Raw genomic sequence first — 23,289 nt, forward strand, 5'->3', positions numbered from 1 at the left:
ACAGGCACATAACGGAGAGAAATCATGTTTGAACCTATGGAATTAACCAATGACGCGGTGATTAAAGTCATCGGCGTCGGCGGTGGCGGTGGCAACGCCGTAGAGCACATGGTACGCGAGCGTATCGAAGGTGTGGAATTCTTCGCTGTAAACACCGACGCGCAAGCGTTGCGTAAGACAGCGGTCGGCCAGACGATCCAGATCGGGACCAATATCACTAAAGGTCTTGGTGCAGGTGCGAACCCAGAAGTGGGTCGTAACTCTGCAGAAGAGGATCGCGAAGCACTGCGTGCTGCGCTGGATGGTGCAGACATGGTGTTCATCGCAGCAGGCATGGGCGGCGGTACCGGTACCGGTGCAGCGCCAGTTGTGGCTGAAGTGGCAAAAGATTTGGGTATCCTGACTGTTGCGGTGGTGACTAAGCCATTCAACTTTGAAGGCAAAAAGCGTATGGCTTTTGCTGAGCAGGGTATCGCAGAACTGTCGAAGCATGTCGATTCACTGATCACTATTCCAAACGACAAGCTGCTGAAAGTTCTGGGTCGCGGTATCTCTTTGTTGGATGCGTTCGGCGCAGCTAACGACGTATTGAAAGGCGCAGTGCAGGGTATCGCTGAACTGATTACGCGTCCTGGCCTGATGAACGTCGACTTCGCGGACGTGCGTACCGTGATGTCAGAAATGGGTTACGCCATGATGGGTTCAGGCGTGGCATGTGGTGAAGACCGTGCAGAAGAAGCGGCAGAAATGGCGATCTCTTCTCCACTGTTGGAAGACATCGATCTGTCTGGCGCGCGCGGCGTGCTGGTCAACATCACTGCGGGCTTCGACCTGCGTCTTGATGAGTTCGAAACCGTGGGTAACACCATCCGCGCCTTCGCATCTGACAACGCAACCGTGGTTATCGGTACTTCTCTGGATCCAGAGATGAACGATGAACTGCGTGTGACTGTGGTTGCAACCGGCATCGGCATGGATAAGCGCCCTGAAATCACTCTAGTGACCAACAAGCCGGCCACTCAGCCAGTGATGGATCATCGCTACCAGCAGCACGGCATGGCGCCGCTGCCGCAGGAGCAGAAACCGGCTGCGAAAGTGGTAAATGACCAACCGGCGGCATCCAGCAAAGAACCCGATTACCTTGATATTCCAGCCTTCTTGCGTAAGCAGGCAGACTAAGAATATCCCGAGAATTGGGATTCTCCGCTCTTTGTGCTAAAGTATTCGCCCGCTGGTAATTTATACTAGCGGTCGGACAGGTAATATTGCGAGATAAAGCGATGATCAAACAAAGGACATTAAAACGTATTGTTCAGGCGACTGGTGTCGGTTTACATACCGGCAAGAAAGTCACACTGACGTTACGCCCTGCGTCGGCTAACACCGGGGTCATCTATCGTCGCACTGACTTGAATCCACCGGTAGATTTCCCGGCTGATGCAAAATATGTGCGCGACACCATGCTGAGTACTTGCCTGGTGAATGATGAAGGCGTGCGTATTTCAACAGTTGAACATCTGAACGCCGCATTGGCGGGCTTAGGTATTGACAACATTATTGTTGAAGTTGATGCACCGGAAATCCCGATTATGGATGGCAGTGCCGCGCCTTTTGTCTATCTGCTGATGGACGCAGGCATCGAAGAGCTGAACAGCGCGAAGAAATTCGTGCGCGTCAAGCAAACGGTGCGTGTGGAAGATGGCGATAAGTGGGCCGAGATCAAACCGTATAACGGTTTCTCACTCGACTTTACTATCGACTTCAAACATCCAGCGATCGACTCAAGCTCGCAGCGTTACCAGCTCAACTTCTCGGCTGAGAACTTTGTCCGCCAAATCAGCCGTGCGCGCACTTTTGGCTTTATGCGTGAAATCGAATATCTGCAGTCTAAAGGCCTGTGCCTGGGCGGTAGTTTAGATTGTGCGATTGGCCTCGATGATTTCCGCGTATTAAACGAAGACGGTCTGCGCTTTGAAGACGAATTTGTTCGTCATAAAATGCTCGATGCGATCGGCGACCTGTTCATGTGCGGCCACAATGTTATCGGCGCGTTTACCGCCTTTAAATCTGGCCATGCGTTGAACAACAAGTTGCTGCAAGCGGTTCTGGCTAAGCAGGAAGCCTGGGAATGGGCGACCTTCGAAGATGAAGCTGAACTGCCGCTGGCATTCAAAGCACCAAATTTAGTTCTGGCCTAAGTCAGACATAAAACGGCAGGTTTCGCTGACACCCTCTCCGGTCAGTTGAACTTGCCGTTTTTTATTGCCTCGCTTTTAATCCTGCCAAACCGATCTCAATTCGCTGTAGTGAGTGGCGAAACCCTGTACAAAAAAACGTGAATTCCGCCGAAGCCCCTTTAATCACTGGTGTCGAAGCCCCACATAAGTGCTATCATCTGGCGCTCATATAAGCTGGGTAACGCTAATTTTGGCGACCGCTTTATCACTTTATTCAATGCATTGTGGACGGATTGTGATCGGGATTTTCTCACGCTGGCGACAATTAGGCAGACGCTATTTCTGGCCACATCTCCTGTTGGGGATGGTGGCGGCCAGTCTAGGTTTGCCTGCCTGCGCGCAAAGTGCTGAGCCCAAAGCAAATGATTCGCCGATCAGCAGCCTGTTTGTCGGCAATGTTGTCCACTTTGATCATCTGATTCGTCTGCAGGAAAGCGCGCGTCGACCTAACTTCAACGTCGATTACTGGCACCAGCATGCGATTCGCACGGTTATTCGCCACCTTTCGTTTAGCATGACGCCGCCCGCTCAGGCGGAGGCCGATCAAGCTGTGCCGCTGGCGGCACAAAAGCTGGCGCTGATTGGTTCGCTTCAGGCGCTGCTGACTTCTCCCGCGCAAGCGCTAACTGTTGTTGAGCCGCAACAAAACCTGCGCCACAACGAACCACAAATCCATTCCTCTGCTGATTGGCAGGCTGCTATTCATGGCATCCGCGCCGGGCCTTTCATTGCTTAACTGCTAACGTTTTTTCCACATCCTGTATCAGATTTTGCAGTCCGTGAGACCACGGCTGAATTGAGAAAAATTTATCATGTTAATCAAATTGTTAACTAAAGTGTTCGGCAGCAGCAATGATCGTACTCTGCGCCGTATGCGTAAAATCGTAGATGTCATCAATAAGATGGAGCCGGATTTCGTTAAGCTCTCTGACGATGAACTGAAAGCGAAAACTGACCTGTTCCGTGAGCGTCTGAAAAAAGGCGAGAGCCTTGAAAGCCTGATCCCAGAAGCCTTTGCCACCGTACGTGAAGCGAGTAAACGCGTATTCGGTATGCGTCACTTTGATGTGCAGCTGATTGGCGGCATGGTGCTCAACGAGCGCTGCATCGCAGAGATGCGTACCGGTGAAGGTAAAACCCTGACCGCGACCTTACCCGCTTATCTGAATGCGCTGAGTGGCAAAGGTGTGCACGTTGTTACCGTCAATGACTATCTGGCGCAGCGTGACGCCGAAAATAACCGTGCACTGTTTGAATTCCTTGGCCTGACCATCGGCATTAACCTGCCAAACATGCCGGCCGTGGCGAAGCGTGCAGCTTATGCCGCTGATATTACCTACGGCACCAATAACGAATACGGCTTTGACTACCTGCGCGACAACATGGCGTTCAGCCCGGAAGAGCGCGTGCAGCGTAAGTTGCATTACGCATTGGTGGATGAAGTCGACTCAATCCTGATCGATGAAGCGCGTACGCCACTGATCATCTCTGGTCCAGCTGAAGACAGTTCTGAGCTGTATACCAAAGTTAATAAGATCATCCCGCATCTGGTGCGTCAGGAAAAAGAAGACTCTGAAACCTTCCAGGGCGAAGGTGATTTCTGGGTCGATGAAAAAGCGCGCCAGGCACACATGAGCGAGCGCGGTCTGGTAAAAGTTGAAGAGCTGCTGGTAAGCCAAAACATCATGGTAGAAGGCGAGTCACTCTACTCACCGACAAATATCATGTTGATGCACCACGTTACTGCGGCGCTGCGTGCTCATGCACTCTTCACTCGCGATGTTGATTACATCGTTAAAGATGGCGAAGTGATCATCGTTGATGAGCACACCGGTCGTACCATGCAAGGTCGCCGCTGGTCAGATGGTCTGCATCAGGCGGTTGAAGCGAAAGAAGGCGTGGAAATCCAGAATGAAAACCAGACGCTGGCTTCCATCACCTTCCAGAACTACTTCCGTATCTACGAGAAACTGGCCGGTATGACCGGTACCGCAGATACAGAAGCATTTGAATTCAGCTCCATTTATAAGCTCGACACTATCGTGGTGCCAACCAACCGTCCGATGGTGCGTAAAGATATGGCCGATCTGGTCTACATGACCGAGAAAGAGAAGATCGACGCCATTATCGAAGACATCCGTGCCTGTACCGCCAAAGGGCAGCCGGTGTTGGTAGGTACCATTTCGATTGAGAAATCGGAAGTCGTTTCCAACGAACTGACGCGCGCGGGCATCAAGCACAGCGTGCTGAACGCCAAATTCCACGCCAGCGAAGCGGATATCGTTGCTCAGGCGGGTCAACCTGCAGCGGTTACCATCGCAACCAACATGGCCGGTCGTGGTACCGATATCGTGCTGGGCGGTAGCTGGCAGGCTGAGCTTGCCGCGATGGACGAGCCAACCGAAGAACAGATTCAGGCGATGAAAGAGGCGTGGAAACTGCGTCACGATGCGGTGCTGGCTGCGGGCGGTCTGCACATCATTGGTACTGAACGTCACGAATCTCGCCGTATCGATAACCAGCTGCGTGGTCGTGCGGGTCGTCAGGGTGATGCTGGTTCTTCACGCTTCTACCTGTCGATGGAAGATGCATTGATGCGTATCTTTGCTTCAGATCGCGTATCAAACATGATGCGTAAACTGGGCATGAAGCCAGGCGAAGCAATTGAACATCCATGGGTGACCAAAGCGATTGCCAACGCTCAGCGTAAAGTGGAAAGCCGCAACTTCGATATTCGTAAACAGCTGCTGGAATACGATGACGTTGCTAACGATCAGCGTCGCGCCATCTACAGCCAGCGTAACGAACTGCTGGATGTGTCTGATGTGTCTGAAACCATCAACAGCATTCGTGAAGACGTCTACAAAACCACCATTGATACCTACATTCCGCCGCAGTCACTGGAAGAGATGTGGGATGTTGCCGGTCTGGAAGAGCGTCTGCGTAACGACTTTGATCTGAATCTGCCTATTGCTGAGTGGTTGGATAAAGAGCCTGATCTTCATGAAGAGACGCTGCGCGAACGCATCATGACTCACGCTGCGGAAAACTATGCTGCCAAAGAAGAAGTGGTCGGCGAAGAGATGATGCGCAACTTCGAGAAAGGCGTGATGCTGCAAACGCTGGATTCGTTGTGGAAAGAGCATCTTGCGGCGATGGATTATCTGCGTCAGGGTATTCATCTGCGCGGTTATGCGCAGAAAGATCCGAAGCAGGAATACAAACGTGAATCCTTCTCTATGTTTGCGGCGATGCTGGAGTCACTGAAATACGAAGTGATCAGTACCCTGAGCAAAGTTCAGGTGCGCATGCCAGAAGAAGTGGAAGCGATGGAGCAACAGCGCCGTGAGGAAGCAGAGCGTTTAGCGCAGCAGCAACAGCTGAGCCACGTTGATGATGCCACCGCCGCAGCCGAAGCGTTAGCCGCACAAGGCGGAGAGCGTAAAGTGGGGCGTAACGATCTTTGCCCATGTGGTTCCGGCAAAAAATACAAACAGTGCCACGGTCGTCTGGCCTGATAAAAAAGGAGCCTTCGGGCTCCTTTTTTTGCTTACGATTTAGCGTGTTATCGCCATTAGTTTCTCTTCGTTTAGGCGTACGCCATGATACGGTAGCGTCACTAGCAGACCATCCGGCAAGCCAGCTCGCTTCAACAGCGCCCGACTTTGGAACAGTAGCTGATGGTAATTGTTGTCGCTAATGCTCGGATAGCTCTCATTCCATACCGTGGCAATAATCTGACGCTTTGAGGTAATACGCAGCAGCAGGCAGGAGAAAAATCGTTTTTGCGCTTCATTCAACGAAATAACTTTGTGTTCAGGCCACCATGTTAAGGTGTTCTTAGCACTGTCTAACGTCAGGATGTCATGAAATACCAGATGGCGTAGGGCTTGTAATTGTTCCGGCGTATTTTGCGCCAGAAACGTTGTTTCTTTGAATTCCATAGGTAATCGGGTTTGGCAGAAGAAAGTGGCTGCGAGTATTCCCAACATTCCCGGTTGCGATCATTACGACATGTCTTAATCACTGGCTTTTGTGCGGCGCGGGACGTCACTTTCCTCTCAACGGTTAACATCACTCGATGTCTGATTTACACTCAGCGCTCATTTATTAAAAGCGGAATCCAGCTTATGAAACACCTGCAGGTTGCGGTGGGCATCATTCGCAATACAGAACGTCAAATCTTCCTTGCCCAGCGTGCGGCAAGCTCCTATATGGCGAATAAATGGGAGTTTCCTGGCGGAAAAATTGAACAAGATGAATCTGCCGAGCAGGCGCTCAAGCGTGAGTTGATGGAAGAAACCGGTATTGAAGTCACATCGGCAAGCGCAATTGGTCAGGCCGATCACAGTTATGAAGATCTGCGCGTTACGCTGCATTTCTTTCTGGTTGAAGGCTGGAACGGCGAGCCTTATGGCCGTGAAGGTCAGCCACAGCGTTGGGTCGAACAGCAGGATTTGATCGCGGATGAATTTCCGCCTGCGAACCATGAACTGATTAGCAGATTAGTGGCTGGCGAAGTTTAAGTGAAGGGGCGGAAAGCCCCTTACTTTTTACTGCTGTTCTTCGCTCCAGTCATCGCTGTCCATCTGGTCACCGCTGCTGGGAATGCGTTTCTCTTCTGCTGCCCATTCACCTAAATCAATCAGCTGGCAACGTTTACTGCAGAATGGCCGCCACGGGCTCAACTCATCCCAAATCACATCGCGACGACAGTTGGGGCAAGGTACGGTAATAATCTCTTCCGGCATAACTTCCTCTAACAACAAGCTAATTCAAAATTCAGTCGCGCTGGTACTTCTCCGCGTTCGCTGTCTAACGGCAGAAAACGAATCGCATAACGGCTTTTGTGGCCCGAGACTTGCGGATAGAGCGCGTCTTCCAGCGTCAATTGCAGGCGCAGCAAATCAGATCCTTCGGCGTTATCCTGATAAAAGCCGTTGAGGCTGGTTTGATGACGAAAGATGCCAGACTGACGCACTAAATCGAGGATCATCGTCAAACTATTACGCAACGGATTCAGTGATTCCAGCCAGCCATTGACCTGAACATCTCGCACCGCTTGCTCCTGATGCAGCCAGATATGCAGGCTTGGTAGATCGAAACTGCAGCAGCCGCCGGGAATGCTCAGACGCTGACGCACCAGAGCAACCAGGCGATCTTCTCGCAACTGTTGGCCCATGCGCGGTGCCGCCATCAGTTCGCTTGAGTATTGCTTCAACTGCTGACGCAAATTATTCACGCGCAGTTCGTCAATGCCCGGCACATCCAGCCATGCGCGTAACTTTTGCTGTTGGCGCTCCAGTTCTTTTAGCAATTCAGTGCGCATATCGCCGCGCTCAAAAATATCCAGCAAATCACTGAGGATGCGGAACACGCCAAGTGCTGATACCGAACCGCTAACCGGCACCGTTTCATGCAACTGATCAATCAGATATTCGACGCGCAGCCAGGTACGCATCTTCTCATTCAAAGGGTGTTCAAACAGAACCACTGTGCTCATGATGTTAATCCTTTCCGGTTGCTGCCATGCGCAGATAGCGCTGGTGAAGCTCAGCAACGCGCGGTAGCACCTGCTCAGGTGTACCGCTGTTATCAATGATGTCATCCGCACAGGCTATGCGCTGTTCGCGACTGGCCTGTGCGGCAAGAATTTTTTTCGCCTGACTCAGCGAAATGCCATCCCGCTGTTGTGTGCGTTGCAACTGCGTGGCGGTATCCACATCCACAACCAACACGCGATCGGCCTGATGCTGTAAGCCGTTTTCGACCAACAGCGGCACCACCCAAAGCACATAAGGTGAAGTAGCCAGTAACTTTAATTGTTGCGTGCGGGCATTAATAAGTGGATGAAGCAATTGATTGAGCCAGTTTTTCTCATGTGGCTGCTGGAAAATAATTTCACGAAGCCGTGCACGATAGAGCGTGCCTTCTGCCGTCAGAATGGTGTCTCCATGACGCTGAGCAATCGCCTTTAAGGCCGGCGTTCCAGGCTCAACAACTTCTCTGGCAATGACGTCAGCGTCAATAATATCAACGCCTAGCGCTGCGAAAGCGTTGGCAATAGTGGTTTTACCACTGCCAATGCCGCCGGTGAGCGCAACGGTATAAGGCATAACGTTCTCGCAAAATTTATATCGTGAGCGGCGATTAACCACAGCAAGATGAGAGCATGATCACAATCAATTTTCTCAGCTAAATTTAAGGGATTGTAGCCTAAATAAAGTGAAATTCGCAGTCTTGTCGCGGAACGAATGGCGCGTATGATAACGACACTGGAGCCGTGAGCGCTACCCGAACCGCGGTTCGTCGTCACTAACCAGGATAATCAGCTATGCGCATTGAAGAAGATCTAAAATTGGGCTTTAAAGATGTTTTGATCCGCCCAAAACGTTCCACATTGAAAAGCCGTTCCGAGGTTGAACTGGAACGCACCTTCACCTTTAAACACTCAGGCTTGAACTGGAGCGGCATACCGATTATTGCCGCCAACATGGATACCGTCGGTACTTTCACGATGGCTGAAGCCCTGGCGAGTTTTAACGTACTGACCGCAGTGCATAAACATTACAGCGTGCAAGAGTGGCAGACATTTGTGCAGCGCATGCCAGCGGCGGTGCTGAGTCATGTAATGGTCTCATCCGGTACCTCAGAATCAGATTTCACCAAGTTATCCGCCATTCTGGCGCTATCACCGCAGCTTAACTTTATCTGCATCGACGTTGCTAACGGTTACTCTGAGCACTTTGTTCAGTTCCTGCTGCGCGTGCGTGAAAGCTTCCCGGGTAAAACCATCTGCGCAGGTAACGTGGTCACCGGTGAAATGGTGGAAGAGCTGATTTTGTCTGGCGCAGACATTGTCAAAGTGGGCATTGGTCCCGGCTCGGTTTGCACCACACGCGTTAAAACTGGCGTTGGCTATCCTCAGCTTTCGGCAGTTATCGAGTGCGCCGATGCGGCACACGGCTTAGGCGGACAGATCGTCAGCGACGGCGGCTGCTCGGTTCCGGGTGACATTGCCAAAGCTTTTGGTGGTGGCGCAGACTTCACCATGCTCGGCGGCATGCTTGCGGCCCACGACGAGTGCGAAGGAACCGTCGTTGAAGAGCAGGGCGAGAAATTTATGCTGTTCTACGGCATGAGCTCCGAATCGGCAATGAAACGCCACGTTGGCGGTGTTGCGCAATACCGTGCGGCGGAAGGAAAAACCGTGCGCCTACCGGTGCGCGGCCCGGTTGAGGAGACGGTTAAAGATATCCTCGGTGGCTTGCGCTCAGCCTGTACCTACGTCGGTGCCGAACGATTGAAAGAGCTGACGAAACGCACAACCTTTATCCGCGTCGCTGAACAAGAGAACCGCGTGTTCACTCGCTGATCTCAGACATCGGGCGCGCATCGCGCGTGCCCGTTAGCGAATTGCATCGCCAAGACCAAATACCGGCAGATACATCGCAATCACTAACGTGCCAACAATTCCGCCAATTACCACCATCATCATCGGTTCCAGCGATGCCGCCAGAGCATCAGCGCGCGCTAACGTTTGTGCTTCATGCCATTCCGCCAGACGTGCCAGCATCACATCCAGCGCACCCGCTTCTTCGCCCACTCGGATTAGCTGGGCACAAAGGGGAGTGAACAGCAGATGTTGTTGCAGCGCCTGATGCAGCGGCGCACCCGCAGCAATGTGCTGCTGCAACTGAATGATGGCATCGCGCCACAACCGGGAAACCAGCGTCACCTCAACTGCCTGCAGACTTTGCAGCAAGGTTAAACCGGATTGCTGCGTAAGTTGCAGGATGGCGTATATCTGGCTGAGCTGCCCGCCGCGCCACAGCGGCGATAACAGCGGCATGCGCAGCAGCCATTGATGGACGCGCTTTTGCCACGCTACTGAACGACGATAAATTTGCTGCACAATCCCGATAAATACGGCGCATATCAGCGACAGCGGCAGTGCAGCTTTTTGCAGCAGTTCTGAGAGCGACATCACTGCGGCAGTAAAAGCGGGCAGCGGTGCATCAAAGCTGGCATAGACGGAGACAAACTCCGGCAAAACAAACAGCAGCATGCCAGCACTGACCGCCAGCGCCACCAGCAAAATAAACAGCGGATAACGCAGCGCCTTGACCACTTTCTGCCGTAAGTATTGCTGTTTACTTTGCTGCTGTGCCAACTGGCGACAGCACTCATCGAGCTGGCCGGTTAGCTCACCCACTTGCATCAAAGCGGGAAACAATGGTGGAAAGATCTGCGGCCACTCCTGCAAGGCTTGCGAGAAGGGCTCACCGGCGATAACGCGGCGCTGCAATCCCTTAAGTAATACCCGCCAACCGGCATGGGGATGGCCTTCTGCCAACAGAATCAAACTTTCCGCCAGCGGCAAGCCGGCCTTCAGCAGCGTCGCCAGTTGCCGCACCAGGTCGATTTTCTGCTGCCACTTCCAGTCGCGCGAACGCCAGCATTTTCCACGCTGCCAGCTCACCGGCAGCATGCCGCGATCGGAGAGTTGATTGAGCAACGTATCCTGGCTGGCATTGAGTGATTCGCCTTCCTGCAGCACGCCCATGGTATCGAGCGCCTGCCAGCGGAAATGATAGAGATTAGCCATCGCCCAATCCCACCACGCGCTGCATCTCTTCAAAGGACGTATCGCCGCGACTTACCGCTTCCAGCCCCGCAGCCAGCAAGGTTTTCATTCCCTGTTCATTTGCCAGCATGAGCAGATGTTCCAGCGGCATATCAGCCGATATAGCATTTTGCAATTTGCTGGTTACCGGCAAGACTTCAAACAGCGCCAGCCGCCCGTAATAGCCGGAGAAGCAGTGATCGCAGCCGGGCGCTCGCCAGGTTTGCAGCGTACCCGGCCAGAGTTCGGCTGGCAGATGGGCGATAGCTTGTCCCGGCTGGCGACAATGCACGCACAGGCGCCTGACCAGACGCTGCGCCACCACCAACTGCAAAGCGGGACCCAGCAGATAGCCGGGAATATCCATCTGGCGCAGGCGCGTCAACGTTTCGGCGGTTGAGTTGGTATGCAGTGTGGAAAGCACCAGATGGCCGGTCTGCGCGGCTTTGACGGCGATGCTGGCCGTTTCGGCATCACGAATTTCCCCTACCATAATCACATCAGGATCCTGGCGCAGCAGGGCGCGCAGTACACGATTGAAATCAAGCCCGCTGCGCGGTTGGATCTGCGTTTGATTGATGCCATCCAGCGGGATCTCAACCGGATCTTCCACGCTGCATACATTCTTTTCCGGCACGTTCAGCGCGCTTAATCCGCTATAGAGCGTGAAGGTTTTACCGCTGCCGGTCGGGCCGGTGACCAGAATCAAACCCTGCGGTTTCGCCAGCGCACTTTTCAGCAAACGCAGCTGGGCGGCGGGCATGCCGAGTTTATCGAGCGTGATGGCGCTGTTTTCACTTTGCAGCAGTCGCACCACGGCTTTTTCACCCTGGCTTACCGGCAGCGTTGAAAGACGGAACGCTGCCAGTTTGTCGTCTATTTCCAGCGTAAACTGTCCGTCCTGCGGTAGACGTCGTTCAGCGATGTCCAATCCACCGAGGATTTTCAAACGCGCCAGGATCGCAGCGGGTTGTGTTTCAGAGGGCGGAGGCAGTTTGTGCAACACGCCATCGATGCGCAGACGCACCCGCAATCCATGGCGCTGCGGTTCGAAATGCACATCTGAGGCGCGGCGCTGAATGGCCTGGCGCAAAATCTGATCGACCGCGTTAATCGCGGACTCTGCGCTGGCGTGTTCTCGCGGTGCGGCGACGGCATCCGGTTCGTGCAGTAACTGCTCAAGACGTGCTGCAGGCCAGCACTCGACATCCACCTTGCACTGGCTGGCGAACTGTAACGCCTCCAGCAGCAGCGGGTCGGGCGTGTCGGCTACTGCAACGCGCAGCAGCGTAGCGTCGTGATGCAGAATCACCGCCTGATAACGTGCGCACAACGCATTCAGCGCACTATTAGGATTGTCCATCAGTTGGCATCCTTATCAGCAAAGCGGAACTGCTCGAGGCAGCTATCGCGCAGGCTGCTGTTATCGCTGGTGCAGCTGCGTTGCCAGCTCAACGTGCCATCGGTTGCGCTCCAGATTGGCAGCATTTCAACCGTCAATCCGCTGAGACTTTCCTGGCCGGTCAGGCTGATGGTTCCGTTAACTACGCTGAGCGTTGCCACATAGCGCGAACCTTTGGCCACCGGAATACCGCGTTGTCCTGCCTGACACTGCGCAGGTCCGCCACGCTCAATGGCGCAGAGTTCTACGGCTGTTTTGTACGAAACCATGGTTTGCAGCATGTCGGTGAGTGCTGCGCGTTGCAGGTAGTTTTGGTAGGCCGGTAAACCGATGGCGCTGAGAATGGCGACGATGCCAATCACAATCATCAATTCGATTAGGGTAAAACCGCGTTGTCTGTCCATAGTGAAGCTCCTTGTTGTGGAGCCGCTACGGTAGAAAAGGGCGAGGGAAAGCGGTAGTCAGCCCTGCGCGAGGCTGGAAAGCATCACGCAGAGAATCGTCAGGATTACAGCGGAGATAACAGCGTTTTGGAAGCCATCTCGCATATTTGCCGCGCTAACAGGCGGCAGAATTAGAGCATTACAGCTCGCGAAAACGCATCGACAGATCCAACGCACGCACATGTTTGGTCAGCGCGCCGACAGAAACATAATCAACGCCGGTCTGGGCAATTTGCGGCAGCGTGGTTTCGGTTACGTTGCCAGAGACTTCCAGCAGCGCGCGCTTGTTGGTTAGCGCAACCGCTTCATGCATCATTTCAAGGCTGAAGTTATCGAGCATGATGATGTCCGCTCCAGCATCGATGGCATCCTGCAGTTCCGTCAGCGATTCGACTTCAACTTCTATCGGCACATCAGGCGACAGCCACAGCGCTTTTTCTACGGCGTTACGCACCGAGCCGCTGGCGATAATGTGGTTCTCTTTGATAAGAAAAGCATCCGACAGGCCTAAACGATGGTTATTACCGCCACCGCACAGCACTGCATATTTCAGCGCGGTACGCAGGCCTGGCAAGGTCTTGCGCGTATCAAGCAGCTGCGTTTCGCTGCCTGCCAGCAGGGCGACATAACGGCTGACCTCGGTGGCCACGCCGGACAGCGTTTGCACGAAATTGAGCGCGGTGCGTTCTGCGGTTAACAGCAGACGCGCCGGGCCGGTAAGCTCGAACAGCAGCTGATCGGCAACCAGCGTTTGTCCATCTTCAACATGCCAGGTAAGGGTGACTTTATTACCAAGCTGGATAAAGACTTCTTCCACCCAGCGTTTACCACAAAAAACACCGGCTTCACGGGTGATGACTTTTGCCACCGCCTGTTTTTCAGCCGGCAGCAGCAACGCGGTGATATCGCGATCTGCATCTACTTCGCCGCCTAAATCTTCCTGAAGCGCACGGGCAACGGCTTCCGGAATATCCTGTTCAATACGTTTAATCAGTTCCTGACGGCGATGATCGGGATCGTAACGACGCGTTGCCATGGTTTTGCCACTCCACAAGACGAGATTTCGTGCGCTCACCTTAGCCTGATTTATCGGTCATTGCCAGTTGCTCGCGGTGAAATGTTTAGTATCCTGAACTCACCTGTAGCGGCGCATTAAGTCGCAAGTCTGCTGGGTGAAACATGTTATTCTCAGCCTGATTTTGCTTAGGATTTAACAGCATGAAACTGGAAGAGGGCTGGATTACCAGCGCACGTAAAGTACCTTCACCACACTTCAATCAGCGTCCAAATGATGAAGTGCCCTCGCTGTTGGTGATTCATAACATCAGCTTACCGCCCGGTGAGTTTGGCGGGCCGTGGATCGATCGTTTGTTTAGCGGCACGTTGCCTGCCGATGCGCATCCCTATTTTGCGGACATCGCCCATTTACGCGTGGCGGCGCATTGTTTAATCCGCCGCGACGGTGAGCTGGTGCAATACGTCTCTTTCGATCAGCGCGCCTGGCACGCCGGCGTGTCGCAGTTTGAAGGCCGCAAAAGCTGCAACGATTTTTCCATGGGCATTGAACTGGAAGGCACCGACACGCTGCCCTATACCGATGCGCAGTACGCGACATTGCAACAGGTGACGCACCTGCTGTTGCAGCACTATCCGTTGACGCCTGCGCGCATCACCGGCCATAGCGATATCGCACCAGAGCGGAAAACCGATCCCGGTTCCTCTTTTGACTGGTTGCGCTATAAAGAATCCATCAGGCAGGAGAATCCCTGAGACAGCAGGAGCAGGTATGACGTTGTTTAGCTTGTTATTAGTTTTAGGTTGGGAACGCCTTTTTAAGTTGGGTGAGCATTGGCAACTGGATCATCGGCTTGAGCCGCTGTTTCGTGGCCGCCAGCGTTTTTCCCTGCTGCGCACGCTGATGATGACAGTGATAGCGATGCTGATCGTCTGGCTGGTGGTGTGGAGCCTGAAAGGCATTCTGTTTGGCGTGGCGCAACTGTTGTTCTGGATTGTGGTGGGATTGCTGTGTATCGGCGCGGGTTCGGTGCGACTGCACTATCACAGTTATCTCAAAGCCGCGAGTCATGACGATGAAGCGGCGCATCAGGCGATGGCGGCCGAACTGACGCTGATTCACGGTGTGCCGGTCGAGTGCAGCGAGCGCGAGTTCCTGCGTGAACTGCAAAACGCGCTGATTTGGATTAACTTCCGTTTCTATCTTGCTCCGCTGTTCTGGTTTGTGGTCGGCGGACCTTACGGCCCGGTGCTGCTGGTGGGTTATGCGTTTCTGCGCGCCTGGCAGAGCTGGCTGGCCAAACATCATTCGCCGCTGGAGCGCTCGCAGTCTGGCGTTGATCGTCTGCTGCATGTGCTGGACTGGATCCCTGTGCGTTTGGCTGGCGTGGCTTACGCGCTGCTCGGCCACGGCGAACGTGCGTTACCAGCCTGGTTTGCCGCGTTGGGCGATCTGCATCGCCCGCAATATCAGGTGCTGACCAGCCTGGCGCAATTCTCTCTGGCACGCGATCCGCACATGGATAAAGTCGAAACGCCACGGGTTGCGGTGGCGTTAGCGAAACGTATTTCATTGGTGCTGGTGGTGGTGGTCGCGCTGTTGACGATCTACGGCACGCTGGTATGATCGGCGGGCGGCACGCCGAAATCCGGTGTGCCGTCTTCGCGCCAGTCAAAGTATTTCAAACGCGTATGGCGATTCGGATCCCATAGCGGATCGCCCTCAATTTCGGTGTAATTGCGCGCGTGATACACCAGCACTGCTCTTCCCGCCTCATCCACCGTAAAGCTGTTGTGTCCCGGTCCGTATTGCTGATTATCCCAGCTGGTGGCAAATACCGGCCGCGCGGACTTATGCCAGGCGCTGATGTTGAGCGGATCGGCTAACACATCAATGCTTAATATTCCCAGGCAATAATTTTCATCAGTCGCGCTAGCGGAATAGGTGACAAACAGCTTGTCGCCATGCTGAATTACCGCCGGTCCTTCGTTGACGCTGAATCCCGCGCACTCCCATTCATACTCCGGTCGGCTCAACATCAGCGGGGCGCTTTTCAACGTCCACGGATTGAGTAACTCAGCGAGATACAGGTTGGAGTTTCCGGGAATCGCCGGGTCTTTTTGCGCCCACAGATACCAATGTTTGTGTTGATGCTGGAAATACGTCGCATCGAGAGAGAAGGAGTCGATGGGCGTGTGTACGCGGCGGCAGGGCTGCCAGTTACCGCTTAGCGGGTCGGCATCATTACATACCAGCGCATACATGCGGTGCTGGAACAGGCCATCTTTAATTGCACGCGTCGGTGCGGCGGCGAAATAGATCACCCATTGCCCGTTGATGTGATGCAACTCCGGCGCCCAAATCAGCGCGCTGAACGGGCCGGTATCCGGCTTGTGCCACACCGTTACCGCTTCTGCCTCAATCAGGCCAGCCAGCGTCGAGGCATAGCGAATCTCCAGTCGGTCATATTCCGGCACCGAGGCGATAAAGTAGTAGCCATCGGCATGGCGCAGAATAAAGGGATCGGCGCGTTGAGTAATAAAAGGATTGGGCCAGCTCATTTGATCTCTCCAGGTTGCGCAGTCGCAGAGGACGCGATAGGGGATTCGTGGTGTGAATGGGCACGGCGCAGCGCCAGATCGGCCTGAATCGTACGCATTAAGTTGCGATCCACTTTCATTAAACGCACTACGCCGGCGGTAATCAGATATCCCACACCCGGAATCACCGTGAACAGCAGCATGATGCCGTTAATGGCGTTGGGTGCCTGCTGTTTTGCGCCAGCATCGTAACCGTAAATTGACAGCAGGAAACCGACCATCGCCCCGGCAACCGCCAGCCCCACTTTGAGGAAGAACAGGTTGCCGGAGAAGCTCATGCCGGTGATGCGTTTGCCGGTTTTCCATTCGCCGTAATCATCCACGTCGGCCATTAGCGACCAGTGCAGCGGCGACGGAATTTGATGCAGGATATTCAGCAGGAAGTAGGCGATCACCACCGCAACAGTGGCGTGCGGATCAATCCAATAGAAGCCGCAGGAGAACAGCGCCAGCGCGATGTTGGTCCAGAAGAACACCTTGAGCTTGCACCAGCGATCGGTGAGGATTTTCGCCAGCGTGCTGCCGAACATCATGCCGATCACGCCAAGGCTGATAAACAGCGTGGCAAAGTGCGTTGATTGCCCCATCACCCAGGTGACGTAATACATGGTGGCGGCCATGCGGATAAAACCGGGGCAGACGTTGCAGAAGGTCAGCAGCAGAATGCGCACCCACTGATCGTTTTTCCATACGTCGCGCAGGTCTTGTTTCAAATCATCGTTGCTTGGCGTGGCAGGGCGAATACGCTCACGCACCGTGGCAAAGCAGAACAGGAACATCACCAAACCAATCAGCGCCAGCACGCTCATCGCCAGTTGATAGCCGCGTGCTTTGTTGTCGCCGCCAAACCATTCAGCCATCGGCAGCAGCGAAAGTGAGAGGATCAGCGTGGCAATGCCCACCATCACAAAGCGATAAGACTGACAGGAAACGCGCTCACCCGGATCGTTGGTAATCACGCCGCCCAGCGAGCAGTAAGGAATGTTGATGGCGGTGTAAGTGAGTGACATCAGGAAGTAGGTGACAAACGCCCAGATGACCTTGTTGTCGTAGCTCCACTCCGGCGTGGTGAACATCAACACGCTAAACAGCACGTAAGGCACGGAAACCCACAGCAGCCACGGGCGGAAACGGCCCCAGCGGCTTTGCGTGCGGTCGGCAATCGCGCCCATGATCGGATCGGTGATGGCATCGAGCACGCGTACCGAGAGCAACAGCGTGCCGACCAGCGCCGGGGCTAAACCGAATACATCAGTGTAGAAATAATTGAGGAACAACATGATGGCACCGCCAATCATGTTACATCCGGCATCGCCCATGCCATATCCCAGTTTCTCCCTGAACGAGAGGGCAGCTCCTTTCATTGATCGTCTCCAGCGATATGATGAGCACAAATTATCTGTGCAAAATCAGTAATCTGCTGGGGAGCAAATGGTCGGGTAGATGGACAAAACGCGCGGGCGGGGAAAAGTGTGAGCCAGATCCGAAGTGCTGCCCGGCAACCGCGTGCCGGGCAGGGAACAACATTACGCTTTCTGTAGTTTGTTCTTGATGGTGTAACCGATAGCCAGAATCACCAGCCAGACCGGGATTAACCATACCGAAATCGCCATACCCGGCGTCATCAGCATGATCACCAGCACACCGGCGAGGAACACCAGGCAGATCCAGTTACCCAGCGGATAGAGCACCGCTTTGAAGCGTGTGGTCACACCTTGCTGGTCTTTCTTCTTACGGAACTTCAGATGCGCGAGGCTGATCATCGCCCAGTTGATCACCAGCGCAGAGACCACCAGCGCCATCAGCAGGCCAAAGGCTTCGCCCGGCATCAGGTAGTTGATCAGTACGCACAGCAGGGTCGCTACGGCTGAGACCAGAATGGTCGCGACCGGCACGCCACGGCTATCAACTTTCAGCAGCGCTTTCGGCGCGTTGCCCTGTTGCGCGAGGCCGAACAGCATGCGGCTGTTGCAGTAAACGCAGCTGTTGTAGACCGACAGCGCCGCCGTCAGGATCACCACGTTCAGTGCGTTGGCCACAAAGGCATCGCCCAGCTCATGGAAGATCAGTACGAACGGGCTGGTATCCGGCGTTACGCGCGTCCACGGCAGCAGCGACAGCAGCACTGCCAGTGAACCGATATAGAAAATCAGGATACGCCACAGCACCTGATTGGTGGCTTTCGGAATGCTCTCTTGTGGATTATCCGCTTCCGCAGCGGTGATACCCACCAGCTCCAGACCACCAAACGAGAACATGATAATCGCCATCATCATCACTAAGCCGGTCATACCGTGTGGCAGGAAGCCGCCCTGATCCCACAGATTGCTGACGCTCGCTTGTGGGCCGCCGTTGCCGCTAAACAGCAACCAGCCACCAAACAGGATCATGCCGATGACCGCGACCACTTTGATAATCGCGAACCAGAACTCCATCTCACCAAACACTTTCACGTTGGTCAGGTTGATGGCGTTGATCAGCACAAAGAAGATGGCAGCCGTGGCCCAGGTTGGGAAATCTGGCCACCAGAACTGCACGTATTTACCGACGGCGGTCAGCTCAGCCATCGCCACCAGCACATACAGCACCCAGTAGTTCCAGCCCGAGGCGAAACCTGCGAAGTTGCCCCAGTATTTGTAGGCGAAGTGGCTGAAGCTGCCGGCAACCGGCTCTTCAACCACCATTTCGCCCAGTTGGCGCATAATCAGAAAGGCAATAAAACCGGCGATCGCGTAACCGAGAATCACGGCAGGACCGGCCGATTTAATCACTGACGCGCTGCCCAGAAACAGGCCAGTACCTACGGCTCCGCCCAGCGCAATCAGCTGAATATGGCGATTCTTTAAGCCGCGATGCAGCGTGTCGCCATGCTGTTGTTCCATACAAACCTCGTGATGTTGTTATTGTGCACCTGCAGTGCGCGCACTGTAAGGCTGTTTACCCTAATGTATTCTTTTCTTTACGGTATCTGGCGTGCTGTGTGCATGCATGAGCTACCACGGCGTTCAGAATAGTGATAAGCGCGCCGCTTTGCACCTGCTTTTGCTTTTTGTGCTGAGAGATGACTGAAAAAGCAGCAGCATCCTCTGCGCGCCCGTCGCATTATTTCTGCCATGAAAAAACCGTGAACACGAATAGCTTTCGCTTATGGTTATGTCGCATTGACTTCGCTAACTCAGTGTAAGGTTTGGTAAAAACACAATTATTTAACATTTGCCGCAGGCCAACATTTTCCTCCCTTATTCCGGTAAGTTAGTGCAGCGCCATTGCTATCGCCCCCGGAAGTGTGAAGCCCGCCATATAGACACAAGGTGAATACTTTGTTACTTTACCGGCACCATTTTTCAATTGGTATTACCAATTTACTCCGGACGTTTGGCTGATAAGAAGGGAAGATGGCCTACAGTAAAATTCGCCAACCCAAGCTCTCCGATGCGATTGAGCAGCAGCTGGAATCCCTCATTATGGAAGGGACGCTCCAGCCGGGTGAAAAGCTGCTCCCTGAGCGTGAACTGGCGAAACAGTTTGATGTCTCACGTCCATCCCTGCGCGAAGCAATTCAGAGCCTGGAAGCCAAAGGCCTGTTGCTACGTCGTCAGGGTGGCGGCACCTTCGTCCAAAAAAATCTCTGGCAAAGCCTGAGCGACCCGCTGGTCGGTCTGCTTGCCGAACATCCAGAATCTCAGTTTGACCTGCTGGAAACCCGCCACGCGCTGGAAGGCGTTGCTGCCTATTACGCGGCACTGCGTGGCACCGATGAAGATCTGCAGCGCATCCGCGACTGCCATGTTCATATTCAGCAGGCACAGGACAGCGGCGATCTCGACGCCGAAGCCGATGCAGTGATGAAGTATCAGATCGCTGTCACAGAAGCGGCCCATAATGTGGTGCTGCTGCATCTGCTGCGTTCCATGGGCCCTATGCTGGAACAAAACGTCCGTCAGAATTTTGAATTGCTCTACGCTCGTCGGGAAATGCTGGCGAAAGTGAGCGGTCACCGCGCCAGTATCTTCGAGGCGATTGTGGCGCGTGAGCCAGAACAAGCACGCGAGGCATCTCATCGTCACCTGGCGTTCATTGAGGAAATCTTGCTGGATAGAAGTCGGGAGCAGAGTCGTCGTGAACGCTCCCTGCGTCGTTTACAGCAACGTAAGGAATAACGCACGGCAACGAACGTGCGGAAAACACGACGGGCCTGTCTTCTTGTGCTGTGAACCAGAAGCAAAGCACAAGCAGACAGGCTCCTGATAATTTCAACGTATTAGACACAGATAAGGAATACACCCCATGTCAGAACGTTTACAGAATGACGTGGATCCGATCGAAACTCGTGATTGGCTACAAGCGATCGAATCGGTCATCCGTGAAGAAGGTGTTGAGCGCGCGCAGTATCTGATTGATCAGGTAATGAGTGCAGCACGCAAAGGTGGCGTGAAAGTTGCCGCAGGTTCCTCTGCAATCAGCAACTACATTAACTCTATTGCTGTTGAAGATGAGCCGGACTATCCGGGCAACACCTCTCTTGAACGTCGTATCCGTTCCGCAATTCGTTGGAACGCCATCATGTCGGTGCTGCGTGCGTCGAAGAAAGATCTGGAGCTGGGCGGCCATATGTCCTCCTTCCAATCTTCCGCGACCATTTATGAAGTGTGCTTTAACCACTTCTTCCGCGCACGTAGCGATAAAGACGGCGGCGATCTGGTCTTCTTCCAGGGTCACATTTCTCCAGGTATCTACGCGCGCGCCTTCCTTGAAGGTCGTCTGAGCGAAGATCAAATGAACAACTTCCGTCAGGAAGTGCAGGGCAAAGGTCTCTCTTCTTACCCGCACCCGAAACTGATGCCGGACTTCTGGCAGTTCCCAACCGTTTCGATGGGCCTGGGTCCACTGAACGCGATCTATCAGGCGAAATTCCTGAAGTATCTGGAACACCGTGGTCTGAAAGACACCTCAGCACAAACCGTTTACGCCTTCCTTGGTGATGGCGAGATGGATGAGCCGGAATCCAAAGGTGCGATCACCATCGCCACCCGTGAGAAACTGGACAACCTGGTGTTCATCATCAACTGTAACCTGCAGCGTCTGGATGGCCCGGTCACCGGTAACGGTAAGATCATCAACGAGCTGGAAGGCATCTTTGCCGGTGCTGGCTGGAACGTGATCAAAGTGATTTGGGGCGGTCGTTGGGATGAACTGCTGCGTCAGGACACCAGCGGCAAGCTGATCCAACTGATGAACGAAACCGTTGATGGCGATTATCAGACATTCAAATCCCGTAACGGCGCGTACGTGCGTGAGCACTTCTTCGGTAAATATCCGGAAACCGCAGCTCTGGTGAAAGACTGGTCAGACGAAGAGATCTTCGCGCTGAACCGCGGCGGCCACGACCCGAAGAAAGTCTACGCTGCACTGAAAAAAGCGCAGGACACCAAAGGTCAGCCAACGCTGATTCTGGCACATACCATCAAAGGTTATGGTATGGGTGACACTGCCGAAGGTAAAAACATCGCGCACCAGGTTAAGAAGATGAACATGGATGGCGTTCGCTACATCCGCGATCGCTTCAATGTGCCGGTTGCCGACGACAAAATCGAAGAGCTGCCATACGTCACCTTCGAGAAAGGTTCTGAAGAGTACAACTATCTGCACGGTCAGCGTGAGAAGTTGGGCGGCTACCTGCCAACCCGTCAGGCGGAGTTCAGCGAGAAGCTGGAAATGCCTACGCTGGAAGAGTTCCGTCCGTTGCTGGAAGAGCAGAACAAAGAGATCTCAACCACTATCGCTTTCGTGCGTGCCCTGAACGTGATGCTGAAGAACAAGTCGATCAAAGATCGTCTGGTTCCGATCCTCGCGGACGAAGCGCGTACCTTCGGTATGGAAGGTCTGTTCCGTCAGATTGGTATCTACAGCCCGAACGGTCAGCAGTACACCCCGCAGGACCGCGAGCAGGTTGCTTACTATAAAGAAGACGAGAAAGGACAGATTCTGCAGGAAGGGATCAACGAGCTGGGCGCAGGTTCATCCTGGCTGGCTGCGGCGACCTCTTACAGCACCAACAACCTGCCGATGATTCCTTTCTACATCTATTACTCGATGTTCGGCTTCCAGCGCATCGGCGATCTGATGTGGCTGGCCGGCGATATGCAGGCACGCGGCTTCCTGGTTGGCGGTACTTCAGGTCGTACTACCCTGAACGGCGAAGGTCTGCAGCACGAAGATGGTCACAGCCATATTCAGTCGCTGACTATCCCGAACTGTATCTCTTACGATCCGTCTTACGCGTACGAAATTGCGGTCATCATGCAAGATGGTCTGGTGCGTATGTACGGCGAAGCGCAGGAAAACATCTACTACTACATCACCACGCTGAACGAAAACTACCACATGCCTGCTATGCCGCAGGGTGCGGAAGAGGGTATCCGTAAGGGTATCTACAAGCTGGAAACCGTAGACGGTAGCAAAGGCAAAGTGCAGCTGCTGGGTTCAGGTTCAATTCTGCGTCACGTGCGTGAAGCCGCGCAGATCCTGGCGAAAGATTACGGCATCGGTTCTGACGTCTACAGCGTGACCTCGTTCACCGAGCTGGCGCGTGATGGTCAGGATTGCGAGCGCTGGAACATGCTGCATCCAACAGAAACCCCGCGCGTGCCGTACATCGCTCAGGTGATGAACGAAGCACCGGCCGTCGCTTCAACCGACTACATGAAGCTGTTCGCAGAACAGGTTCGCAGCTACGTACCTTCTAGCGATTATCGCGTGTTGGGTACCGATGGCTTCGGTCGTTCCGACAGCCGTGAAAACCTGCGTCACCACTTCGAAGTGGATGCATCGTATGTGGTTGTGGCTGCGCTGGGTGAGCTGGCTAAACGCGGCGAAATCGATAAGAAAGTGGTGGCAGAAGCAATCACCAAGTTCAATATCGACGCCGATAAAGTTAACCCGCGTCTGGCTTAAGAGGTAAGAGAG

21 protein-coding genes are annotated in these 23,289 nt (G+C 54.0%); 10 read left to right on the plus strand and 11 right to left on the minus strand.

Annotated features, from left to right (window positions below):
* Nucleotides 1-24 precede the first annotated feature (24 nt).
* From ftsZ to secA, 4 genes are all read left to right on the plus strand, one after another.
* The gene (ftsZ, locus tag ACXIZX_RS02875) at nucleotides 25-1,179 is read left to right on the plus strand and encodes a cell division protein FtsZ (RefSeq protein ID WP_008108602.1); all 1,155 of its coding nucleotides are present in this window, start codon (nucleotides 25-27) and stop codon (nucleotides 1,177-1,179) included.
* 101 nt (nucleotides 1,180-1,280) lie between these two features.
* Nucleotides 1,281-2,198, plus strand: a complete 918-nt coding sequence (lpxC, locus tag ACXIZX_RS02880; RefSeq protein WP_007888639.1) for a UDP-3-O-acyl-N-acetylglucosamine deacetylase — start codon at nucleotides 1,281-1,283, stop codon at nucleotides 2,196-2,198.
* 274 nt (nucleotides 2,199-2,472) lie between these two features.
* A complete protein-coding gene (gene secM, locus ACXIZX_RS02885) occupies nucleotides 2,473-2,973 on the plus strand; it encodes a secA translation cis-regulator SecM (protein WP_479403559.1) in 501 nt (166 codons plus the stop codon).
* A gap of 76 nt (nucleotides 2,974-3,049) precedes the next feature.
* Entirely contained in the window at nucleotides 3,050-5,755 is a 2,706-nt protein-coding gene (gene secA, locus ACXIZX_RS02890) for a preprotein translocase subunit SecA (RefSeq protein ID WP_061718120.1), read from the plus strand.
* Between the two features lie 39 nt (nucleotides 5,756-5,794).
* On the opposite strand, the gene ACXIZX_RS02895 is transcribed toward secA, so the two are convergent.
* Complete coding sequence (locus tag ACXIZX_RS02895; RefSeq protein WP_179451973.1) at nucleotides 5,795-6,181, minus strand: winged helix-turn-helix domain-containing protein; 387 nt, start codon at nucleotides 6,179-6,181, stop codon at nucleotides 5,795-5,797.
* 186 nt (nucleotides 6,182-6,367) lie between these two features.
* Here ACXIZX_RS02895 and mutT point away from each other — a divergent pair, with 186 nt between their 5' ends.
* Nucleotides 6,368-6,763: an 8-oxo-dGTP diphosphatase MutT gene (gene mutT / locus ACXIZX_RS02900; protein WP_479403560.1), complete on the plus strand. Its 396-nt coding sequence runs from the start codon at nucleotides 6,368-6,370 to the stop codon at nucleotides 6,761-6,763.
* Between the two features lie 27 nt (nucleotides 6,764-6,790).
* Here the strand turns inward: mutT and yacG are convergent, their stop codons facing one another.
* Genes yacG through coaE form a run of 3 tightly spaced genes read right to left on the minus strand, consistent with a single transcriptional unit; the run spans nucleotide 6,791 to nucleotide 8,353 of the window.
* Nucleotides 6,791-6,988, minus strand: a complete 198-nt coding sequence (gene yacG / locus ACXIZX_RS02905; protein WP_061718119.1) for a DNA gyrase inhibitor YacG — start codon at nucleotides 6,986-6,988, stop codon at nucleotides 6,791-6,793.
* Between the two features lie 8 nt (nucleotides 6,989-6,996).
* The gene (gene zapD / locus ACXIZX_RS02910) at nucleotides 6,997-7,740 is read right to left on the minus strand and encodes a cell division protein ZapD (RefSeq protein ID WP_061718118.1); all 744 of its coding nucleotides are present in this window, start codon (nucleotides 7,738-7,740) and stop codon (nucleotides 6,997-6,999) included.
* A 4-nt stretch (nucleotides 7,741-7,744) separates the two neighbouring features.
* Nucleotides 7,745-8,353 (minus strand): dephospho-CoA kinase, encoded by a 609-nt coding sequence (gene coaE, locus ACXIZX_RS02915; RefSeq protein ID WP_479403561.1) that lies wholly within the window; start codon nucleotides 8,351-8,353, stop codon nucleotides 7,745-7,747.
* Nucleotides 8,354-8,571: 218 nt separating this feature from the next.
* Here coaE and ACXIZX_RS02920 point away from each other — a divergent pair, with 218 nt between their 5' ends.
* Entirely contained in the window at nucleotides 8,572-9,612 is a 1,041-nt protein-coding gene (locus tag ACXIZX_RS02920) for a GMP reductase (protein WP_061718116.1), read from the plus strand.
* A gap of 33 nt (nucleotides 9,613-9,645) precedes the next feature.
* On the opposite strand, the gene hofC is transcribed toward ACXIZX_RS02920, so the two are convergent.
* The 4 genes from hofC to nadC all read right to left on the minus strand — a co-directional run bounded on the left by hofC (nucleotide 9,646) and on the right by nadC (nucleotide 13,744).
* Nucleotides 9,646-10,845 carry a protein transport protein HofC gene (hofC, locus tag ACXIZX_RS02925; protein WP_479403562.1) on the minus strand — a complete coding sequence of 400 codons (1,200 nt, stop codon included), beginning with the start codon at nucleotides 10,843-10,845 and terminating at the stop codon, nucleotides 9,646-9,648.
* Complete coding sequence (gene gspE, locus ACXIZX_RS02930; protein WP_479403563.1) at nucleotides 10,838-12,226, minus strand: type II secretion system protein GspE; 1,389 nt, start codon at nucleotides 12,224-12,226, stop codon at nucleotides 10,838-10,840. Before gspE ends, hofC begins: the two co-directional genes overlap by 8 nt.
* Nucleotides 12,226-12,669: a prepilin peptidase-dependent pilin gene (ppdD, locus tag ACXIZX_RS02935; RefSeq protein ID WP_277966311.1), complete on the minus strand. Its 444-nt coding sequence runs from the start codon at nucleotides 12,667-12,669 to the stop codon at nucleotides 12,226-12,228. The genes gspE and ppdD overlap by 1 nt, the downstream gene beginning before the upstream one ends.
* A gap of 178 nt (nucleotides 12,670-12,847) precedes the next feature.
* On the minus strand, nucleotides 12,848-13,744 hold the full coding sequence (gene nadC / locus ACXIZX_RS02940) for a carboxylating nicotinate-nucleotide diphosphorylase (RefSeq protein ID WP_479403564.1): 897 nt from the start codon (nucleotides 13,742-13,744) through the stop codon (nucleotides 12,848-12,850).
* A gap of 182 nt (nucleotides 13,745-13,926) precedes the next feature.
* Between nadC and ampD the strand changes: the two genes are divergently transcribed.
* Both ampD and ampE read left to right on the plus strand, forming a co-directional pair.
* A complete protein-coding gene (gene ampD / locus ACXIZX_RS02945; RefSeq protein WP_479403565.1) occupies nucleotides 13,927-14,478 on the plus strand; it encodes a 1,6-anhydro-N-acetylmuramyl-L-alanine amidase AmpD in 552 nt (183 codons plus the stop codon).
* 16 nt (nucleotides 14,479-14,494) lie between these two features.
* Nucleotides 14,495-15,349 carry a beta-lactamase regulator AmpE gene (gene ampE / locus ACXIZX_RS02950; RefSeq protein WP_008108573.1) on the plus strand — a complete coding sequence of 285 codons (855 nt, stop codon included), beginning with the start codon at nucleotides 14,495-14,497 and terminating at the stop codon, nucleotides 15,347-15,349.
* Here ampE and ACXIZX_RS02955 read toward each other — a convergent pair.
* From ACXIZX_RS02955 to aroP, 3 genes are all read right to left on the minus strand, one after another.
* Nucleotides 15,331-16,284 (minus strand): glycoside hydrolase family 43 protein, encoded by a 954-nt coding sequence (locus ACXIZX_RS02955; protein ID WP_479403566.1) that lies wholly within the window; start codon nucleotides 16,282-16,284, stop codon nucleotides 15,331-15,333. The two genes, ampE and ACXIZX_RS02955, sit on opposite strands and share 19 nt — an antisense overlap.
* A complete protein-coding gene (locus ACXIZX_RS02960; RefSeq protein WP_154154170.1) occupies nucleotides 16,281-17,687 on the minus strand; it encodes a glycoside-pentoside-hexuronide (GPH):cation symporter in 1,407 nt (468 codons plus the stop codon). The genes ACXIZX_RS02955 and ACXIZX_RS02960 overlap by 4 nt, the downstream gene beginning before the upstream one ends.
* A 162-nt stretch (nucleotides 17,688-17,849) precedes the next feature.
* Entirely contained in the window at nucleotides 17,850-19,205 is a 1,356-nt protein-coding gene (gene aroP, locus ACXIZX_RS02965) for an aromatic amino acid transporter AroP (RefSeq protein WP_479403567.1), read from the minus strand.
* 513 nt (nucleotides 19,206-19,718) lie between these two features.
* On the opposite strand from aroP, the gene pdhR reads away from it, so the two are divergent.
* Nucleotides 19,719-20,483, plus strand: a complete 765-nt coding sequence (gene pdhR / locus ACXIZX_RS02970) for a pyruvate dehydrogenase complex transcriptional repressor PdhR (RefSeq protein ID WP_479403568.1) — start codon at nucleotides 19,719-19,721, stop codon at nucleotides 20,481-20,483.
* Between the two features lie 127 nt (nucleotides 20,484-20,610).
* On the plus strand, nucleotides 20,611-23,277 hold the full coding sequence (gene aceE / locus ACXIZX_RS02975) for a pyruvate dehydrogenase (acetyl-transferring), homodimeric type (RefSeq protein WP_008108564.1): 2,667 nt from the start codon (nucleotides 20,611-20,613) through the stop codon (nucleotides 23,275-23,277).
* Nucleotides 23,278-23,289: the final 12 nt, after the last annotated feature.

The organism is Candidatus Pantoea symbiotica (assembly GCF_056491525.1).

Excerpts from the sequence above, each read along its gene's own strand:
- pdhR (WP_479403568.1), top strand. The coding sequence starts at position 19,719 with ATGGCCTACAGTAAAATTCGCCAACCCAAGCTCTCCGATGCGATTGAG.
- mutT (WP_479403560.1), top strand. The coding sequence starts at position 6,368 with ATGAAACACCTGCAGGTTGCGGTGGGCATCATTCGCAATACAGAACGT.
- ACXIZX_RS02955 (WP_479403566.1), bottom strand. The coding sequence starts at position 16,284 with ATGAGCTGGCCCAATCCTTTTATTACTCAACGCGCCGATCCCTTTATT.
- ACXIZX_RS02920 (WP_061718116.1), top strand. The coding sequence starts at position 8,572 with ATGCGCATTGAAGAAGATCTAAAATTGGGCTTTAAAGATGTTTTGATC.
- zapD (WP_061718118.1), bottom strand. The coding sequence starts at position 7,740 with ATGAGCACAGTGGTTCTGTTTGAACACCCTTTGAATGAGAAGATGCGT.
- ampD (WP_479403565.1), top strand. The coding sequence starts at position 13,927 with ATGAAACTGGAAGAGGGCTGGATTACCAGCGCACGTAAAGTACCTTCA.
- nadC (WP_479403564.1), bottom strand. The coding sequence starts at position 13,744 with ATGGCAACGCGTCGTTACGATCCCGATCATCGCCGTCAGGAACTGATT.
- secA (WP_061718120.1), top strand. The coding sequence starts at position 3,050 with ATGTTAATCAAATTGTTAACTAAAGTGTTCGGCAGCAGCAATGATCGT.
- ppdD (WP_277966311.1), bottom strand. The coding sequence starts at position 12,669 with ATGGACAGACAACGCGGTTTTACCCTAATCGAATTGATGATTGTGATT.
- gspE (WP_479403563.1), bottom strand. The coding sequence starts at position 12,226 with ATGGACAATCCTAATAGTGCGCTGAATGCGTTGTGCGCACGTTATCAG.
- ACXIZX_RS02895 (WP_179451973.1), bottom strand. The coding sequence starts at position 6,181 with ATGGAATTCAAAGAAACAACGTTTCTGGCGCAAAATACGCCGGAACAA.
- ftsZ (WP_008108602.1), top strand. The coding sequence starts at position 25 with ATGTTTGAACCTATGGAATTAACCAATGACGCGGTGATTAAAGTCATC.
- ACXIZX_RS02960 (WP_154154170.1), bottom strand. The coding sequence starts at position 17,687 with ATGAAAGGAGCTGCCCTCTCGTTCAGGGAGAAACTGGGATATGGCATG.
- yacG (WP_061718119.1), bottom strand. The coding sequence starts at position 6,988 with ATGCCGGAAGAGATTATTACCGTACCTTGCCCCAACTGTCGTCGCGAT.
- aceE (WP_008108564.1), top strand. The coding sequence starts at position 20,611 with ATGTCAGAACGTTTACAGAATGACGTGGATCCGATCGAAACTCGTGAT.
- lpxC (WP_007888639.1), top strand. The coding sequence starts at position 1,281 with ATGATCAAACAAAGGACATTAAAACGTATTGTTCAGGCGACTGGTGTC.
- ampE (WP_008108573.1), top strand. The coding sequence starts at position 14,495 with ATGACGTTGTTTAGCTTGTTATTAGTTTTAGGTTGGGAACGCCTTTTT.
- aroP (WP_479403567.1), bottom strand. The coding sequence starts at position 19,205 with ATGGAACAACAGCATGGCGACACGCTGCATCGCGGCTTAAAGAATCGC.
- coaE (WP_479403561.1), bottom strand. The coding sequence starts at position 8,353 with ATGCCTTATACCGTTGCGCTCACCGGCGGCATTGGCAGTGGTAAAACC.
- hofC (WP_479403562.1), bottom strand. The coding sequence starts at position 10,845 with ATGGCTAATCTCTATCATTTCCGCTGGCAGGCGCTCGATACCATGGGC.